Raw genomic sequence first — 16,582 nt, forward strand, 5'->3', positions numbered from 1 at the left:
CTGGTCGCGGCGGTGTTCGGCTGGTTCGCCGCGCACCGCGGGCTGGCGCCGCTGCGCCGGGTCACCGCGACCACGCGCGAGCTCTCCGCCGAGCGCCTCGGCGAGCGCCTGGACCCGCGCGACGCGCCCGCGGAGGTGCGCGACCACGTCGAGGCGCTCAACGGCCTGCTCGCCCGCCTCGAGGCCGCCTTCCAGCGCCTGTCGGACTATTCGGCGGACATCGCCCACGAGCTGCGCACGCCGATCTCCAACCTGATGACGCAGACCCAGGTGGCGCTGTCGCGGCCGCGCACGAGCGCCGAGTACCAGGACATCCTCGCCTCCAACCTGGAGGAGTACGAGCGCATCGCGCGCATGGTCGGCGACATGCTCTTCCTCGCCAAGGCCGAGGAGCACGCGCTCGCCCACGCCACCGAGGCGGTCGAGCTCGCCCGCGAGGCGGACGCGCTGCGCGACTTCTACGAGGCGCTGGCCGAGGAGCGCGGCATCCGCATCGAGCGCGCGGGCGAGGCGACCGTGCGCGGCGACCGCCTGATGCTGCGGCGGGCGGTTTCCAACCTGCTCTCCAACGCCCTGCGCCACACGCCCGACGGCGGGCGCATCGCACTGCGCATCGAGTCCGCGCCGGACTGCGTACGGCTCGCGGTGAGCAACGAGGGCGAGCCGATCGCGCCCGACCAGCTCGAGCGCATCTTCGAGCGCTTCCACCGCGCCAGCCCGCGCCGCGACCGCCACGGCGAGGGCGCCGGCCTCGGACTGGCGATCACCCGCAGCATCGTGCGCGCCCACGGCGGGGACATCACCGCGCGCTCGCAGGACGGGCTCACCACCTTCACGATCACGCTGCCCGCGGGCTGAGCCGGCGCGTCCGGACACGCGCGCGTCGATCGAGCGGGCGCCGTGGCTGCGGAGCCGGGCGACTGGCGCGTCCCGGCCCGCGCGCGTCGACCGGAACCGGTGCCAAAAAGGCACTGTTGCACACCGGGCGACAACGCCGCCTGCCCGCGCCACTCCAGCCCGCTCGAATCCGCTCACTCGCACCGACGGAAGGCGCGAATCGCGCAACTCGCGACGCTGAATCTCGCAAATCCCGAGCAGATTGTTGCAAATACAGCAACAAACCTTTGCCCATCCTTGGCTGTTTAAGCCGTGTGAATGCGTCTAAAGTGCAATCAACGCGAACCCCTGGCCGACGTCCCCGATCGAAGGCCGAAGGACGGACCCACATGAACACGCACTACACCGCCACCGCCAAGCTGCTGCACTGGCTCATCGCGCTGATGATCTTCGGCATGCTCGGCTTCGGCTTCTACATGACCGGGCTGGACCTGTCGCCCACCAAGCTGGAGCTGTACTCCTGGCACAAGTGGGCGGGCGTGACGGTGTTCGCGCTGGTGCTGGTGCGCCTGGCCTGGCGAATCGGCCACAAGCCCCCGGCGCTGCCCGCGCACATGCCGGCCATCGAGCGCCTGGCCGCGCATGCGGGCCATCACCTGCTCTACGTGCTGATGCTCGCGATCCCGCTCAGCGGCTGGCTGATGAGCTCGGCCAAGGGCTTCCAGACGGTGTGGTTCGGCGTGCTGCCGCTGCCCGACCTGCTCGCCAAGGACAAGGCGCTCGGCAACCTGCTCGAGACGGTGCATGTCGTGCTGAACTACACGCTGATCGCCGTGCTGCTCGGTCACGTCGGCGCCGCGCTCAAGCATCACTTCATCGACCGCGACGACGTGCTGACCCGCATGCTGCCGCGCCGGAAAGACTGAACGCGCCGCGAACCGCCGCCCTCCCACCGACGACAGGATGCCCCCCCATGAAACGCACCGCCCTCACCCTCATCGCCTCCTTCGCCTTCGCCGCCACCGCCGCCCACGCGGTGGAGTACGGCCAGGTCCAGCCCGACAAGAGCCGCATCGCCTTCGACTACCAGCAGATGGGCGTGGCGATGCAGGGCACCTTCGGCAAGTTCGCCAGCGAGCTGCGCTTCGACCCCGCCGCGCCGCAGTCCGCCTCGGCCCGCATCGAGGTCGATCTCGCCAGCGTCGATACCGGCAGCGAGGAAGGCGACGAGGAGGTTGCCCGCAAGACCTGGTTCGACACCAAGGGCTTCCCGGTCGCACGCTTCGAGTCGAGCGTGGTGAAGACGCTCGGCGGCGACAAGTACGAGGTCGCCGGCAAGCTCACGATCAAGGGCACGACGAAGGACGTCGTGGTCCCCGCCACCTTCACCGCGCAGGGCGACAGCGGCGTCTTCGAGGGCGCCCTGACCATCCGGCGCGGCGACTTCTCGATCGGCGAAGGCGCCTGGAAGGCCTTCGACGTGGTCGCCAACGACGTCGTGATCCGCTTCCGCATCACCGCCGCGGCGCGCTGAACCGGGGCGGCCGCTCGAGCCGAGCGGCAAGCCTGCGCCGCAGATTGCGTCGGCCGCCTCCGTTCCCGCCGATTTTCCACAGTCTTACGTTCCAACCCACCTGCACTTCACATAGGACCTTCACATGAACCGTATCGCCCGCCTGACCGCCGCCATCCTCGTCTCCGCCGCTGCCGCCGCGCCCGCGCTGGCTGCGCCCCAGACCTACGTGGTCGATAGCACCCACACCTTCCCGAGCTTCTCGTACAGCCACTTCGGCATGTCGATCCAGATGTCGAAGTTCGACAAGACCACCGGCACCGTCACGCTCGACAAGGAAGCGAAGACCGGCGCGGTCGACATCACCATCGACATGAGCTCGGTGAACACCGGCTACGAGACCTTCGACGACCACATCCAGGGCGAGGACTTCCTCGACACCGCCAAGTACCCGACCGCCACCTTCAAGTCGACCAAGGTGAGCTTCGACGGCGACAAGCCCGCGACCATCGAGGGCGAGCTGACCATCAAGGGCGTAACCAAGCCGGTGACGCTGAAGGTGAACCACTTCGCCACCATGCCGCACCCGATGCTCAAGAAGGACGCGATCGGCGCCAACGCCAGCACGGTGATCAAGCGCAGCGAGTTCAACGCGGGCAAATACGCCCCCAACGTCGGCGACGAGGTGACCATCACCGTCTCGCTCGAAGCCATCCAGAACTGATCCGCAGGCGCGGCAGCAGGCGCGAATTCGTGCGGTCGGGAACCGAAGCGCGTTCCTTCCCGACCGCCGCCTTCGCGCCTGCCGGCGCTCCTACATGAACCGGCGCGCACCCGACGCGTTCCGCGCCCCTCGACGCCCGACACGAACCGACACGCCCCGGCCTTCCCGCCGCTCGACGCCCGACACAAACCGCCACGCCCCGGCCTTCCCGCCGCTCAACGCCCGACACGAACCGCCACGCCCTGGCCTTCCCACCCCTCGACGCCCGACACGAACCACCACGCCCCGGCCTTCCCGCCGCTCAACGCCCGACACGAACCGCCACGCCCCGGCGTTCCCGCCCCTCGACGCCCGACACGAACCGACACGCCCCGGCCTTCCCACCCCTCGACGGACCACACGAACCGCCACGCCCCGGCCTCCCCACCCCTCGACGGACCACACGAACCGCCACGCCCCGGCCTCCCCGCCGCTCAACGCCCGACACGAACCGCCACGCCCCTGTAGGAGCGGCGGCAGCCGCGAATTCGGCCATCCAGCGACCAACGCGCTCCGCAATCCCCACCGCCGCCTTCGCGCCTGCCGGCGCTCCTACATGAACCGGCGCGCACCCGACGCGTTCCCCGCCCCTCGACGCCCGACACGAACCGACACGCCCCGGCCTTCCCACCCCTCGACGGACCACACGAACCGCCACGCCCCGGCCTTCCCGCCGCTCAACGCCCGACACGAACCGCCACGCCCTGGCCTTCCCACCCCTCGACGCCCGACACGAACCGACACGCCCCTGTAGGAGCGGCGGCAGCCGCGAATTCGGTCATCCGGCGACCGACGCATTCCGCAATCCCCACCACCGCCTTCGCGCCTGCCGGCGCTCCTACATGAACCGGCGCGCACCCGACGCGTTCCCGCCCCACGACGCCCGAGACGAACCGACACGCCCTGGCCTTCCCACCCCTCGACGCCCGACACGAACCAACGCGCCCCTGTAGGAGCGGCGGCAGCCGCGAATTCGGCCATCCGGCGACCGACGCATTCCGCAATCCCCACCACCGCCTTCGCGCCTGCCGGCGCTCCTACATGAACCGGCGCACTTTGCAACCTCCCCTTCACGCAAGCTTCACGACCGCTTCACCCGGACTCCCTAGCGTCTGGCGCATTCGCGCACACAGGGATTCACTTCATGAAGCTCGCCATTTTCGGTACCGGCTATGTCGGCCTGGTCAGCGGCGCGTGCCTGGCCGAGGTCGGCCACGACGTGCTGTGCATGGACGTCGACCAGGCCAAGATCGACCAGCTCCGCGCCGGCACCATCCCCATCTGGGAGCCCGGCCTGCAGCCGATCGTCGAGCGCAACCTCGCCGAAGGCCGGCTGCGCTTCACCACCGACACGGCGGAGGCGGTGCGCCACGCCGACGTGCAGTTCATCGCCGTCGGCACCCCGCCCGACGAGGACGGCTCGGCCGACCTGCAGCACGTGCTCGCGGTCGCCGAGGAGATCGCCCGCCACATGCCGGCCTACCGGGTCATCGTGAACAAATCCACCGTGCCGGCCGGCACCGCCGAAAAGGTGGCCGAGCGCATCGCGCAGGTGCTCGCCGCGCGTGGTGAGGCGATCGCCTTCGACGTCGTCTCCAACCCCGAATTCCTCAAGGAAGGCGCGGCGGTCGCCGACTTTCTCAAGCCCGACCGCATCCTCGTCGGCACCCGCTCGGCACGTGCGCAGGAGCGCATGCGCGAGATCTACGAGCCCTTCAACCGCAACCACGAGCGCACCCTGTTCACCGACGTGCGCAGCGCCGAGCTCACCAAGTACGCCGCCAACGCCATGCTCGCCACCCGCATCAGCTTCATGAACGAGCTCGCCAACCTCGCCGAGCGCCTCGACGCCGACATCGAGGAAGTGCGCAAGGGCATCGGCGCCGACCCGCGCATCGGCTACCACTTCATCTACCCGGGCTGCGGCTACGGCGGCTCGTGCTTCCCGAAGGACGTCCAGGCGCTCGGCCGCATCGCCGACCAGGTGGGCTACGACGCGCCGCTGCTGCGGGCGGTGGAGACGGTGAACCAGCGCCAGAAGAACACCTTGTTCGCCAAGCTCGCCGGGCACTTCGGCGGCCCCGAGGGACTCGCCGGGCGCACGGTGGCGGTCTGGGGCCTCGCCTTCAAGCCCAACACCGACGACCTGCGCGAGGCCCCCAGCCGCAGCCTGATCGAGGCACTGTGGCAGCACGGCGCGCATGTGCAGGCCTACGACCCGGTGGCGATGGACGAAATGCGGCGGCTGTACGGCCCACGCGCCGACCTGGCGCTGGCGAGCAACAAGTACAGCGTGCTCGAGGGCGCGGACGCGCTGGCGATCTGCACCGAGTGGCAGCAGTTCCGCGCGCCGGATTTCGACGAGATGGCGGCGCTGCTCCAGACCAGAGTGATCGCCGATGGGCGCAACCTCTACAACCCGGAGCGCCTGCGTGCAGCCGGCTGGCACTACTACAGCGTCGGCCGGCCTGCGGTGGCGTAGCCGAGACACCGCTTTCGCGCCTGCCGGCGCTCCTACATGAACCAGCGCGCACCCGACGCGTTTCCCGCCCCTCGACGCCCCACACGAACCGACACGCCCTGGCCTTCCCGCCCCTCGACGCCCCCCACGAACCGACACGCCCCTGTAGGAGCGGCGGCAGCCGCGAATTCGGCGATCCGGCGACCGGCGCGCACTGCAATCCCGACCGCCGCTTTCGCGCCTGCCGGCGCTCGTACATCAACCGGCGCACACCCGACGCGTTCCCGCCCCTCGACGCCCGGCACGAACCGACACGCCCCGGCCTTCCCGCCCCTCGACGCCCCACACGAACCGCAGCCCCCTGTAGGAGCGGCGGCAGCCGCGAATTCGGCGATTGGGGACGCCACAGGGCTCGTCTGCCTCAGAATGAGGCAGACGCCCAAAACCCTTGTTTCCCGCGGTCTGCGCGCGGTTGTCCACAGGCTCGCCCACATGCCTTTCCCCACCGGCTGGGGACAAACGCGAGCGCCAGGACGGCTTCTCTGGTTATCATCCCTCCATCCAACCCGAGCCCCCCCCGATGACCGTCAAAGCCTACGGCGCCCACGCCGGCGACCAGCCCCTCGAAGCCATGGAGATCACCCGGCGCGCGCCGGGCCCGCACGACGTGCAGATCGAGATCGCCTTCTGCGGCGTGTGCCACTCCGACCTCCACCAGGTGCGCTCGGAGTGGCCGGGCACGCTGTACCCCTGCGTGCCCGGCCACGAGATCGTCGGCCGCGTGTCGGCGGTGGGCGCGCACGTGAACGGCTTCACGGCGGGCGAGCTCGTCGGTGTCGGCTGCATCGTCGACAGCTGCCAGCACTGCGAGGACTGCGACGCCGGCCTGGAGAACTACTGCGACGGCATGGTCGGCACCTACAACAGCCCGATCGCCGACGCCCCCGGCCACACCCTGGGCGGCTACTCGCAGCGCATCGTGGTGCACGAGCGCTACGTGCTGCGCGTCCGCCACCCCGAGGACCAGCTCGCCGCGGTCGCGCCGCTGCTGTGCGCCGGCATCACCACCTGGTCGCCGCTGCGCCACTGGAAGGTCGGCCCGGGCCACAAGGTGGGCATCGTGGGGATCGGCGGGCTGGGCCACATGGGCGTCAAGCTCGCGCACGCGCTGGGCGCGCACGTGGTCGCCTTCACCACCTCCGAGTCCAAGCGTGCGGCCGCGCTCGCCCTCGGCGCCGACGAGGTCGTGGTGTCGCGCGACGAGGACGCGATGAAGGCGCGGCGCAAGTCGCTGGACTTCATCCTCAACACCGTCGCCGCCCCGCACGACCTCGACGCCTTCCTCGCCCTGCTCAAGCGCGACGGCACGATGAGCCTGGTCGGCGCCCCCGCCTCGCCCCACCCCGCGCCGCAGGTCTTCCACCTCATCATGAAGCGGCGCAAGCTCGCCGGCTCGATGATCGGCGGCATCCCCGAGACCCAGGAGATGCTCGACTTCTGCGCCGAGCACGGCATCGTCGCAGACATCGAGATGATCCGCGCCGAACAGATCGAAGAGGCCTACGAGCGCATGCTGAAGGGCGACGTGAAGTACCGCTTCGTGATCGACAGCGCGAGCCTTGCGGGGGAGCGATCCGCCTGAACGGTCGCGATCATCCGTTGAAGACGCCGTGCTCGATGCGACCAAGCGTATCGAGTGCGGCCTGCACCCTGGGTTTCCGCCCCGAAAAGCAGCGACCACGAGCCGCCGGGCTACAATGCCGCCTACTCGCCCGGAGCACATTCGCATGTCGTATCCCGCTACCGCCGTGGCCATCGTAGCGCTAGCCTTGCTATCGACGACCGCTAGCGCTGAGGTCTACAAATGCCGCATTGATGGCAAGACGGTCTTTTCCGACCGGCCCTGCTCGGCCGATGCCACCAAGATCGACGTTCGCCCGGCAGCAGGACGGGCTCCATCCGCTGAACAAGGCGGTATCACAGACGCCCCTACCGGAGTTCCAATCAACTCATCGACTAACCCCCGCGCGCTCCTCGATCGCATGGAGAGGGAACGCCGCGTTCGCGAGCTCGAGTACGAGATCCAGCGACGACGCAGCAATATCGTTGACGAGCAGGCCGCGATGGAGCGGGAGGTAGCGACGCTCCGGGAGAAGAAGGCACACGCAAACAATAACTTGGCTGGCGCGACCTGGGAAAAGAGTATCAGCGAGGAAATGAGCGCAGTCGTCGCGCGCTACGACGTCCGGATTCGCACCCTTCAGGACGAAATCGATCGACTGGACCGGGACTTGGCCGGCTTGCGCCGCTGAGCCCAATCACGCCTGCAGTTCGAGGTCGGGCCAGGCTTTCACTTACCGGACATCGTGGCCGTCATGTTCGAATCCTGGAACCTCAAGCCGCCCGGATCCACTCCGCGATCGTCGCCGCGGTGGGAATTCTTCCCGACGACACCAGCTTCTCGTTGATCACCAGGCCGGGCGTCTTCAGCACGTCGTAGGCGACGATCTCGCCCATGTCGGTGACCTTGACCACTTCGGCCTGCACGCCGGTGGCGGCGACCGCCTCGTGCACGATCTCTTCGAGCTTGCGGCAGTTGGCGCAGCCGGGACCGAGGACCTTGATGTTGAGCATGATCAGACTCCCTTGAGTGAGGACGCGGTCGCGCGCCGGCTGGCGATCGACAGCAGCACGGCCAGCACCGCGATGAAGCCCGCGAGGTAGAGCGCGAGCGAGAACAGCGCGGCGCCGTCGATCCAGGCGCCGTAGATGAGGCCGGCGGCGGTGCTGAAGAGCGCCACCAGGCCGACGTAGGTGAAGGTCTTCTTGCGGCCGATGATGGCCGAGATGATCAGGATGCTCTGCAGCGACAGCTCGGGGTCGGACATCAGGTAGGCGAGCAGCGGGCCGCGGTGCATGCCCAGCTCGAGGAACATCTTCGCGATCGGCACCTCGACCAGGGTCGGGAAGTACATGAACACGCCGAACACCACGCCCGCCAGGTTGCCGGTGAGCGAGTTGGTGCCGGCCAGCATCTCGATCCACTCCGGGCGGATCAGCACGCGGATCATGCCGACCACGAACACGCCCACGACCAGCAGCGGGAAGATCTGCTTCACGAAGCGCCACGACTCCCACAGCCAGTCGCGCAGCTCGTCCTCGCTCAGGCGGTGGCGCACGATGTGGCCCAGCACCGCCAGCGCGGCGGCGACGGCGAAGAACTTGCCGGTGAGGCCGATGCGCAGCGCGCCGTCCTCCGGCTGCACCGCGAGCGCCGCCACCAGCAGCGTCGCCGCGATCAGCGCCAGGCTGACCCAGGTCCACGCGTTGGCACCCTCGCTGATGTTCTCGAAGCCGCGCCAGGCGGCATAGCCGATCGAGGTCAGCAGCGCGATCAGCACCACGCCCTGCACCGACACGCCCTCCTCGCCCTTGGCGGCGTCGTAGGGCACCAGGCGGTCGAGCGCGGCCTGCCAGCCCTGCGCGTCACCGAGCGGCAGCTGGAAGTTGAGGTAGGTCCCGGTCAGCACGTCGAGCTTCAGCGTACCCGCCAGCAGCAGCGCCACCCACACGAACAGGAACACCAGCGCCATCCGCCCCATTCCCGCGCCCTGCGCGCCGAAGGCGCTGTCGGTGGCGAGGTCGTGGGCGGCATCGTCGGCGCGGAACAGCAGCGCCATGATCAGGCCGATGCCGATGCCGAAGGTGAGCGACAGCACGAAGCGCGCGATCGCCAGATCGGGGCCGATGATGCCGCCGGTGTACACCAGCGCCAGGATGTTGGCCGCCGGGGCGAAGAACAGGAAGGTGATCGCCGGGCCGAGGCCCGCGCCCTTCTTGTAGATGCCGGCGAAGAGCGGAACGATGGTGCAGGAGCACACCGCCAGCAGCGAACCCGCGGCGGCCGCGGCCGGATAGGACACGGTCTTGCTGGAGTTACGGCCGAGGAAGCGGGTGATGGTCTCCTTGGGGATCAGCGCCGACATGGCGCCGGCGATGAAGAAGGCCGGCAGCAGGCACAGCAGCACGTGGGCCGCGAGATAGGCGGCCAGATTGCCCAAGCCGCCATAGAAGACGGGAAGAACCCAGGAAGACAGCGCATCCATGACATGAACTCCAGCGCGAGAGACTTGCATCCCGCCATGCGATCGACTCGGCCCACAGACGAAACCTAGTCGCCTGCGCGGTCGCCGGCAAGCGGCTCCACCCATGAAGACGCACGAGTGGCAAAAAGGATGCAGGAGCGGGATGCGGGCGCGCGCTAGAGCGGTGGGCGCGGCACGAAGCAACACACCTTCCCGTGCTCGTCGAGTTGCACCTGGCAGGCACGTACCAGTTGCGCCCGCAGCCGCTGCCGCGCGCGCTGCACACGCGACTTGGCGCCCGGCAGCGACAAGCCCGCAAACTCGGCGAAGGCCTGCTGCGTCATCCCGCCGATGTCGCAGCGTTCGATCGCCTCGCGGTCTTCCGCGGCAAGCTCGCTCAAGACGCGTGGCAGGCAGGCCGAGAGCAGGTCGACCGGCGCCGGACCCTCCTCGCTCGCGCAGGCGAGCGCCACCGCGCCCGGATCATCGGACAAGGGCACGCTCGCGTGCATGCGCCGCGCGTGGTCGATCACCAGGTTGCGCGCCACCGCGAAGAGCCAGGCGCGTGGATTGCCGACGGCGCAGAAGCGCTCGCGCTGGCGCAGGGCCTTGAGGAAGAGGTCGTGCAGCAGGTCTTCGGCCTCGCCCGGCTGGCGGAGGTGATGGCGCAGGTAGCGCAGCAGCTCGGCTTCATGCGCCGACCAGGCTTCGAGCAGGCAGGGGACGGTCACGCCGGCGCTCCCGCGCGTCGGCTCCACGCCGGGCTCAGCCACGGCCGCCAAGCGGACGGTCGGGGGCCGCCGGGCGGTCGGCCGCGCGTGGAAACCAGTGCCGCGTGCGATTGACGATCGCCACCAGCGACAGCATCACCGGCACTTCCACCAGCACGCCGACCACGGTGGCCAAGGCCGCGCCGGAGTTCAGCCCGAACAGCGAGATCGCCACCGCCACCGCGAGCTCGAAGAAGTTCGAGGTGCCGATCAGGCAGGCCGGGCCGGCGACGTCGTGCGGCAGCTTCATCGCCTTCGCGGCGAAATACGCGACGAGGAAGATGCCGTAGCTCTGCACCAGCAGTGGCACCGCGATCAGGCCGATCACCAGCGGCTGTTCCACGATGGTACGCGCCTGGAAACCGAACAGCACCACCACGGTGGCGATCAGGCCGACGATGGACCAGGGCTTGAGGCGACCGACGAACTCGGCCACCGCCTGCGCCGAGCGCCGCTCCAGCACATGCCGCGTCGCCATCCCGGCCAGCAAGGGCAGCACCACGTAGAGCACCGTCGACAGCAGCAAGGTCTCCCACGGCACCGTGAGGTCGGTGACGCCCAGCAGGAAGGCCGCGATCGGCGCGAACGCGAACACCATGATCAGGTCATTCACCGACACCTGCACCAGGGTGTAGTTGGGGTCGCCCTTCACCAGCTGGCTCCACACGAAGACCATCGCGGTGCACGGCGCCACGCCGAGCAGGATCATGCCGGCGATGTATTCGCTGGCGGACTGCGGATCGACCCAGGGCGCGAAGAGATGCTGGAAGAACAGCACCCCGAGCGCCGCCATCGTGAACGGCTTGATGAGCCAGTTGACCACCAGGGTCAGGATCAACCCCTGCGGTTTGCGCCCGACATCCTTCACCGCGTGCCAGTCGATCTGGATCATCATCGGGTAGATCATCACCCAGATGAACACGGCCACCACCAGGTTCACCTGCGCGAACTCGAGCCCGGCGATGGCCTGGAAGGCCCCTGGCGAAAGCAGCCCGAGGCCGACGCCGGCGAGGATGCCCAGCCCCACCCAGACGGTCAGGTAGCGCTCGAAAAGCCCCATCTCAGCCCTCCGCGGCGGCCGACGTCTGCCCGATGCGGTCGATCTCATGCTGGATCGCGAGGCGGTCGAGCTTGGCCAGCGGCAGGCTGGTGAAGAGGCGCAGGCGGTTGAGGAGCTGGTTCTGCGTCCGGCTGAAGGCGTCGAGCCGGCGCGGCTCGCTGCCCTCGACCTTGACCGGGTCGGCCACGCCCCAGTGCGCGGTCAGCGGCTGGCCGGGCCACACCGGGCAGGTCTCGCCGGCGATCGTGTCGCACACGGTGAACACGAAGTCCAGCTGCGGCGCGTCGGGGCCGGCGAACTCCTCCCAGCTCTTGCTGCGCAGCGCGCCGGTGTCGTAGCCCTGGGCCCGCAGCACCTGCAGCGTCATCGGGTGCACCTCGCCGCGCGGCGCGCTGCCGGCGCTGTAGGCCTTGAAGCGGCCCTGGCCGATCTGGTTGAGGATGACCTCGGCGATGATGCTGCGCGCCGAGTTGGCCGCGCACAGGAAGAGCACGTTGTAGCACTTGTCGGACATGGAAGACTCCGTTTGTCGTTTTGTGCCCGGTTCGGGCGGGGAAAATCCGGTCGTGGCGGCGCCACCATCGACGCCGCACAGCGCAGGCACGCCGCCGCAGCACTCGTCGGTGAGGTAGGCGATCAGCCCGCGCATCAGCCCCATGTCGGCGCGGTAGCGCTGGAAGCGACCCTCCTGCTCGGCCGCGACCAGCCCGGCCTGCGCCAGCGCCTTGAGGTGGAAGGACATGTTGGTGGGCGGCAGGTCGAGCGCGCTGGCGAGTTCGCCCGCCACCATGCCCTGCGGCCCCGCGCGCACGAGCAGGCGGAAGACGTCGAGGCGGATGCCCGAGGACAGCGCCTCGAAGGCGGAAACCGCGGCTTTCTTGTCCATCGATCTTTCTCCAGCAAGGCCCTCAGGGGGCGGCCCGGGCGGAATCTTCACGCGCGAGCGGCAGCGCCAGCGTCACCAGCCAGCAGACCAGCAGCATCACGGCCGAACCGATCAGCGCATACAAGAGCCCGCCCCACTGGTACAGCAGGCCCGACAGCAGCGTGCCGATGAAGCGCCCGAGCGCGTTGGCAGCGTAGTAGAAGCCGACGTCCTCGGCCGCCTTCTCCGAGCCCGCGTAGGCCAGCACCAGGTAGGAATGCACCGAGGAGTTCACCGCGAAGGCGAAGCCGAACAGCCCCAGCCCCCCGACCACCACCCACTCCAGATTCGGCACCTGCAGCCACACCGCCACCGCCAGCGCGGCGGGGATCACCGCCAGCACGGCCGACCACAGGCGCGCGGCCGGCACCTCGTTGCTCAGCCCGTCGGCGCTGCGTTTCACGATCTGCGGCGCCAGCGCCTGCACCAGGCCGTAGCCGATGGTCCACACGGCGAGGAAGGTGCCGACCATGGTGAAGGTCCACCCCGCCGAATAAAGGAACACCGGCACCCCGACCACGAACCACACGTCGCGCGCGCCGAACAGCACCACGCGCGCGGCGGCCAGGGCGTTGATGCCCGGGTTCTTGGCGAACAGCTCGCGCACCGAGCGCGAGGCCTGCTTCTTACCCATCATCGGCGGCAGCGACAGCAGCACGCCGGCCAGCACCAGCGCCAGCAGCCCCGCCATCGTCCACAGCGCACCGCGGAAACCGAGCGTCTCCAGCAGCACGCCGCCGAGGAAGAAGCCGATGCCCTTCATCGCGTTCTTGCTGCCGGTGAACCACGCCACCCATTTGAAGAGCTGGCCCTGACTTCCACCCCGAGCCTGCTCCCTGGCTTCGGCCTGGACCTGGGACTGCGTGATCTTGATCGCCGACTTGCTCGCGGTCTTGGTCAGGTCCTTGGCCACGCCGCAGATGCCCTGCGCCACCACCACCCAGGCCACCGCCATCGCCGCGGTCCACCCGGGGTCGAGCGCCGACAGCAGCACGAAGCCGACGATCTGCGTGACCAGCCCGACCGCCAGCATGCGTGCGATGCCGTAATGCGTCGCCAGCCAGCCGCCCACCAGGTTCGCCAGCACGCCCGCCGCCTCGTAGAGCAGGAACAGGAAGGCGAGCGTGAACGGCGAGTAGCCCAGGCGGTAGAAGTGCAGCAGCACCAGCATGCGCAGCGCGCCGTCGGTGAGCGTGAAGCCCCAGTAGGCGGCGGTGACGATGGCGTAGTTGCGCGCGACGTGGCGCGCACCTGCGCTGGCGGCCACCGCGGGCTGCGCGGGCGGTGGCGAGGAAGAGCCTGGCGCCTCGTTCATCTTCAGAGGCCGACGCTTTCCATGTGGCAGGCCAGGTCCACCATGCGGCAGGCGTAGCCCATCTCGTTGTCGTACCAGGCGTACACCTTCAGCAGCGTGCCGTCGGTGACCATGGTGGACAGCGCGTCGACGATGGAACTGCGCGTGTCGCGGGCGTAGTCGATGCTCACCAGCGGGCGCTCCTCGTAGCCGAGGATGCCGGCGAGCGGGCCCTCGGCCGCGGCCTTGAAGAGCGCATTCACCTCCTCCGCCGTGGTCGCGCGCTGGAGCTCGAACACGCAGTCGGTAAGCGAGGCGTTCAACACCGGCGCGCGCACCGCGTGGCCGTTGAGCTTGCCCTTCAGCTCCGGGTAGATCAGCGCGATCGCGGTGGCGCTGCCGGTGGTGGTGGGCGCCAGGCTCAACAGCGAGCTGCGCGCGCGGCGCAGGTCCTTGTGCGGCGCATCGACCACCAGGTTGGTGTTGGTGGGGTCGTGGATGGTGGTGATCTGGCCGTGGCGGATGCCGAGGTTCTCGTGCACCACCTTGACCACCGGCGCGAGGCAGTTGGTGGTGCACGAGGCCGCGGTGACGATGCGGTCGCGCGCGGGATCGTAGGCCTCGTGGTTGATGCCGACCACGATGTTGAGCACGCCGCCGGTCTTCACCGGGGCGGCGACGATCACCCGCCTGGCGCCGCGGTCGAGGTGGCCCTGCAGCGCCTCGGGGGTCAGGATCTTGCCGGTGCATTCGAGCACCACGTCGACACCCAGCTCGCCCCAGGGGATGTCGGCCGCGCTGGAATGAGCCGAGAAGGACAGCCGCCGGCCATCGATGCGGATCGCGTCCTCGCCCTCGGCGCGGATCTCCGCGCGCCAGCGCCCCTGCACGCTGTCGAAGGCGAGCAGGTGCGCGGTCGCGGCCGCGCCACCCTTGATCTCGTTGAGGTGGACCACCTCCAGGCGGTTGTCCGCACGCGGGTCGTCCGCCTGTCGCTCCGCCGCGCCCATCGCGGCGCGCAGCGCCAGACGACCGATCCGACCCATGCCGTTGATCCCGACTCTCATCTTGCGCTCCAATTTATCAACATTTTTAGGATTGTTGAAGTGTAGACGAGGCGATGTTACGGCGATGTGAAGATTTGGAGACGGCGATGCGAAGGTTTGGAGACGGCGATGCGAGGATTTGGAGACGGTGGGTAGCGGAAGGCCCCATTCGCGCCTGCCGGCGCTCCTACACAAACCACCGCGCCTGCGAAGCATTCCCGCCCCGCCACGCCCCCACGAACCGCCACGCCCCTTAAGAATTCCCGCACTCGACGCGCTACGACCCGCCACACCCCCGACCCGTGCCCGCCCCGCGACACCCATGCACGAACCACCACGCCCCCGACGCATCCCCGCCCGCGACACCCATGCACGAACCACCACGCCCCCGACGCATCCCCGCCCCGCGACACCCATGCACGAACCACCACGCCCCCGACGCATCCCCCTCAGCGACGCCAATGCACGAACCACCACGCCCCTGTAGGAGCGCCGGCAGGCGCGAATGGGCGGTGCAGGATGCGAAGAACTTCCGCCCGGGCGGGATGCCGCCGGGCTAGTCGCCGCTCACCGTCTCCACCCGGTTGCGGCCTGCGCTCTTGGCGCGGTAGAGCGCCACGTCCGCGCGCTTGACGAGGGCGTCGAAGCCCTCGGCCGGCGCCAGCACGACCACGCCGAAGCTGGCGGTGACGCGCTCGACCGGCTCGAAGTCCTGCGCCTCGATGCCCACGCGAAGGCGCTCGGCGGCGCCCAGCGCATCGGCCAGGTCCGACCCCGGCAGCAGCAGCATGAACTCCTCGCCGCCCCAGCGCCCGATCACGTCGCCCACGCGGACGCTCTGGCGCACCACCTCCATCACCCCGCGCAGCACGGCATCGCCCGCGTCATGCCCATGGCTGTCGTTGATGCGCTTGAAATGATCGAGGTCGAACATCACCAGCCCGAGCGGGGTGCCATGCTGGCGAGCACATGCGATCTCCTCGGCGAGACGGCGCGAGAACTCGCCGCGGTTGGTGGCGCCGGTCAGGGTGTCGGTGGTGGCGAGGTAACGGATGCGACGCTCGGCCACCTTGCGTGCGGTGATGTCGCGGCAGATGCAGAAGATGAGCTTCTGGCCGCGGAAGAAGGTGCGGCTGTTGCTGAGCTCGATGTCGACCAGGCTGCCGTCCTTGCGCACCTGCTGCGTCTCGAAGTGGTGCCCGTCGTCGCCGATCTCGCGGATCATGGCGCGCAGCTCCTCGGGGCTGGGCCCATGCGCCCAGTCCCACACGTGAAGCTGATACATCTCGTCCATCGTGTAGCCGAGGAGGTCGGCGAAGCGCTGGTTGGTCTCATAGACCTTGCCGGCCTCGTCGAGCACCACGACACCGTCGCGCGACTGCGCGAACAAGGCGTGCCAGAGCGATTCGCGATCCCGCAGCAGGCCTTCGACGTAGGCGCGCTCGAACACCGCGTCGTCCGCCTCGGCGCGCAGGGCCGGTGCCGGCAGAGGATCGCAGGTGCTGTTCATGAGGACTCGGGTCCGAAGCTTGGCTGCAAGCGGGCCGCCGGATGGGGCCTGCCAGGGTGGGCAAAGTATCCCCCTGCGTGCCCGGGCCGTCGGCTACCTATTTCACACTGCAATGTTTTTTGCCGTTTTTAGCTTTTGCACTTTTTTTGCCGTTTACTCCTGCAGAGCAGCCCCTCGCGGCGCTCAGCCACGCCCCGACTTCAGCGCAACGCGGTGGAGCGAAAGCCGATCCTGCAGGACAATTCCGCGTTCGCTCCCTCCCCGCGGCCCTCCCCGCCCTCCCCTCGCCCCCGCCGATGCCCGACCACACGCCCTCCC

General features: G+C 69.2%; 15 protein-coding genes. 7 read left to right on the forward strand and 8 right to left on the reverse strand.

The window, feature by feature from the left end; all coding sequences use genetic code 11:
- From C667_RS11760 to C667_RS25040, 7 genes are all read left to right on the forward strand, one after another.
- Positions 1 to 858 (forward strand): heavy metal sensor histidine kinase (locus C667_RS11760; RefSeq protein ID WP_039921383.1); only part of this gene is annotated, 858 nt, incomplete at its 5' end.
- Between the two features lie 368 nt (positions 859 to 1,226).
- Positions 1,227 to 1,763 (forward strand): cytochrome b, encoded by a 537-nt coding sequence (locus tag C667_RS11765; protein WP_004363922.1) that lies wholly within the window; start codon positions 1,227 to 1,229, stop codon positions 1,761 to 1,763.
- A 47-nt stretch (positions 1,764 to 1,810) separates the two neighbouring features.
- Positions 1,811 to 2,371 carry a YceI family protein gene (locus C667_RS11770; protein ID WP_004363924.1) on the forward strand — a complete coding sequence of 187 codons (561 nt, stop codon included), beginning with the start codon at positions 1,811 to 1,813 and terminating at the stop codon, positions 2,369 to 2,371.
- Between the two features lie 124 nt (positions 2,372 to 2,495).
- A complete protein-coding gene (locus C667_RS11775; RefSeq protein WP_004363926.1) occupies positions 2,496 to 3,074 on the forward strand; it encodes a YceI family protein in 579 nt (192 codons plus the stop codon).
- A gap of 1,183 nt (positions 3,075 to 4,257) precedes the next feature.
- Complete coding sequence (locus C667_RS11780; RefSeq protein WP_004363929.1) at positions 4,258 to 5,595, forward strand: UDP-glucose dehydrogenase family protein; 1,338 nt, start codon at positions 4,258 to 4,260, stop codon at positions 5,593 to 5,595.
- Between the two features lie 559 nt (positions 5,596 to 6,154).
- Complete coding sequence (locus tag C667_RS11785) at positions 6,155 to 7,216, forward strand: NAD(P)-dependent alcohol dehydrogenase (RefSeq protein ID WP_004363932.1); 1,062 nt, start codon at positions 6,155 to 6,157, stop codon at positions 7,214 to 7,216.
- 145 nt (positions 7,217 to 7,361) lie between these two features.
- Positions 7,362 to 7,886, forward strand: a complete 525-nt coding sequence (locus C667_RS25040) for a DUF4124 domain-containing protein (RefSeq protein ID WP_157302293.1) — start codon at positions 7,362 to 7,364, stop codon at positions 7,884 to 7,886.
- A gap of 82 nt (positions 7,887 to 7,968) precedes the next feature.
- Here the strand turns inward: C667_RS25040 and C667_RS11795 are convergent, their stop codons facing one another.
- The 8 genes from C667_RS11795 to C667_RS24365 form a co-directional block, all read right to left on the reverse strand.
- Positions 7,969 to 8,208 (reverse strand): thioredoxin family protein, encoded by a 240-nt coding sequence (locus tag C667_RS11795; RefSeq protein ID WP_004363937.1) that lies wholly within the window; start codon positions 8,206 to 8,208, stop codon positions 7,969 to 7,971.
- A 2-nt stretch (positions 8,209 to 8,210) separates the two neighbouring features.
- Positions 8,211 to 9,680, reverse strand: coding sequence for a permease (locus tag C667_RS11800; protein ID WP_004363938.1), 1,470 nt, complete (start codon positions 9,678 to 9,680; stop codon positions 8,211 to 8,213).
- Positions 9,681 to 9,835: 155 nt separating this feature from the next.
- The gene (locus C667_RS11805) at positions 9,836 to 10,390 is read right to left on the reverse strand and encodes a sigma-70 family RNA polymerase sigma factor (protein ID WP_039921387.1); all 555 of its coding nucleotides are present in this window, start codon (positions 10,388 to 10,390) and stop codon (positions 9,836 to 9,838) included.
- A 34-nt stretch (positions 10,391 to 10,424) separates the two neighbouring features.
- The gene (gene arsB, locus C667_RS11810) at positions 10,425 to 11,489 is read right to left on the reverse strand and encodes an ACR3 family arsenite efflux transporter (protein WP_004363942.1); all 1,065 of its coding nucleotides are present in this window, start codon (positions 11,487 to 11,489) and stop codon (positions 10,425 to 10,427) included.
- A 1-nt stretch (position 11,490) separates the two neighbouring features.
- Positions 11,491 to 12,375: an arsenate reductase/protein-tyrosine-phosphatase family protein gene (locus C667_RS26905; RefSeq protein WP_004363945.1), complete on the reverse strand. Its 885-nt coding sequence runs from the start codon at positions 12,373 to 12,375 to the stop codon at positions 11,491 to 11,493.
- Positions 12,376 to 12,397: 22 nt separating this feature from the next.
- Positions 12,398 to 13,729, reverse strand: a complete 1,332-nt coding sequence (arsJ, locus tag C667_RS11820; protein WP_004363947.1) for an organoarsenical effux MFS transporter ArsJ — start codon at positions 13,727 to 13,729, stop codon at positions 12,398 to 12,400.
- 2 nt (positions 13,730 to 13,731) lie between these two features.
- Positions 13,732 to 14,775: an ArsJ-associated glyceraldehyde-3-phosphate dehydrogenase gene (locus C667_RS11825; RefSeq protein WP_004363949.1), complete on the reverse strand. Its 1,044-nt coding sequence runs from the start codon at positions 14,773 to 14,775 to the stop codon at positions 13,732 to 13,734.
- A gap of 535 nt (positions 14,776 to 15,310) precedes the next feature.
- Complete coding sequence (locus tag C667_RS24365; protein ID WP_004363951.1) at positions 15,311 to 16,264, reverse strand: sensor domain-containing diguanylate cyclase; 954 nt, start codon at positions 16,262 to 16,264, stop codon at positions 15,311 to 15,313.
- Positions 16,265 to 16,582: the final 318 nt, after the last annotated feature.

The organism is Thauera phenylacetica B4P (assembly GCF_000310225.1).
GTDB lineage: Bacteria > Pseudomonadota > Gammaproteobacteria > Burkholderiales > Rhodocyclaceae > Thauera > Thauera phenylacetica.

Coding starts and splice junctions, on each gene's coding strand:
- C667_RS11765 (WP_004363922.1), top strand. CDS start 1,227: ATGAACACGCACTACACCGCCACCGCCAAGCTGCTGCACTGGCTCATC.
- C667_RS11770 (WP_004363924.1), top strand. CDS start 1,811: ATGAAACGCACCGCCCTCACCCTCATCGCCTCCTTCGCCTTCGCCGCC.
- C667_RS11775 (WP_004363926.1), top strand. CDS start 2,496: ATGAACCGTATCGCCCGCCTGACCGCCGCCATCCTCGTCTCCGCCGCT.
- C667_RS11780 (WP_004363929.1), top strand. CDS start 4,258: ATGAAGCTCGCCATTTTCGGTACCGGCTATGTCGGCCTGGTCAGCGGC.
- C667_RS11785 (WP_004363932.1), top strand. CDS start 6,155: ATGACCGTCAAAGCCTACGGCGCCCACGCCGGCGACCAGCCCCTCGAA.
- C667_RS25040 (WP_157302293.1), top strand. CDS start 7,362: ATGTCGTATCCCGCTACCGCCGTGGCCATCGTAGCGCTAGCCTTGCTA.
- C667_RS11795 (WP_004363937.1), bottom strand. CDS start 8,208: ATGCTCAACATCAAGGTCCTCGGTCCCGGCTGCGCCAACTGCCGCAAG.
- C667_RS11800 (WP_004363938.1), bottom strand. CDS start 9,680: ATGGATGCGCTGTCTTCCTGGGTTCTTCCCGTCTTCTATGGCGGCTTG.
- arsB (WP_004363942.1), bottom strand. CDS start 11,489: ATGGGGCTTTTCGAGCGCTACCTGACCGTCTGGGTGGGGCTGGGCATC.
- C667_RS26905 (WP_004363945.1), bottom strand. CDS start 12,375: ATGGACAAGAAAGCCGCGGTTTCCGCCTTCGAGGCGCTGTCCTCGGGC.
- arsJ (WP_004363947.1), bottom strand. CDS start 13,729: ATGAACGAGGCGCCAGGCTCTTCCTCGCCACCGCCCGCGCAGCCCGCG.
- C667_RS11825 (WP_004363949.1), bottom strand. CDS start 14,775: ATGAGAGTCGGGATCAACGGCATGGGTCGGATCGGTCGTCTGGCGCTG.
- C667_RS24365 (WP_004363951.1), bottom strand. CDS start 16,264: ATGAACAGCACCTGCGATCCTCTGCCGGCACCGGCCCTGCGCGCCGAG.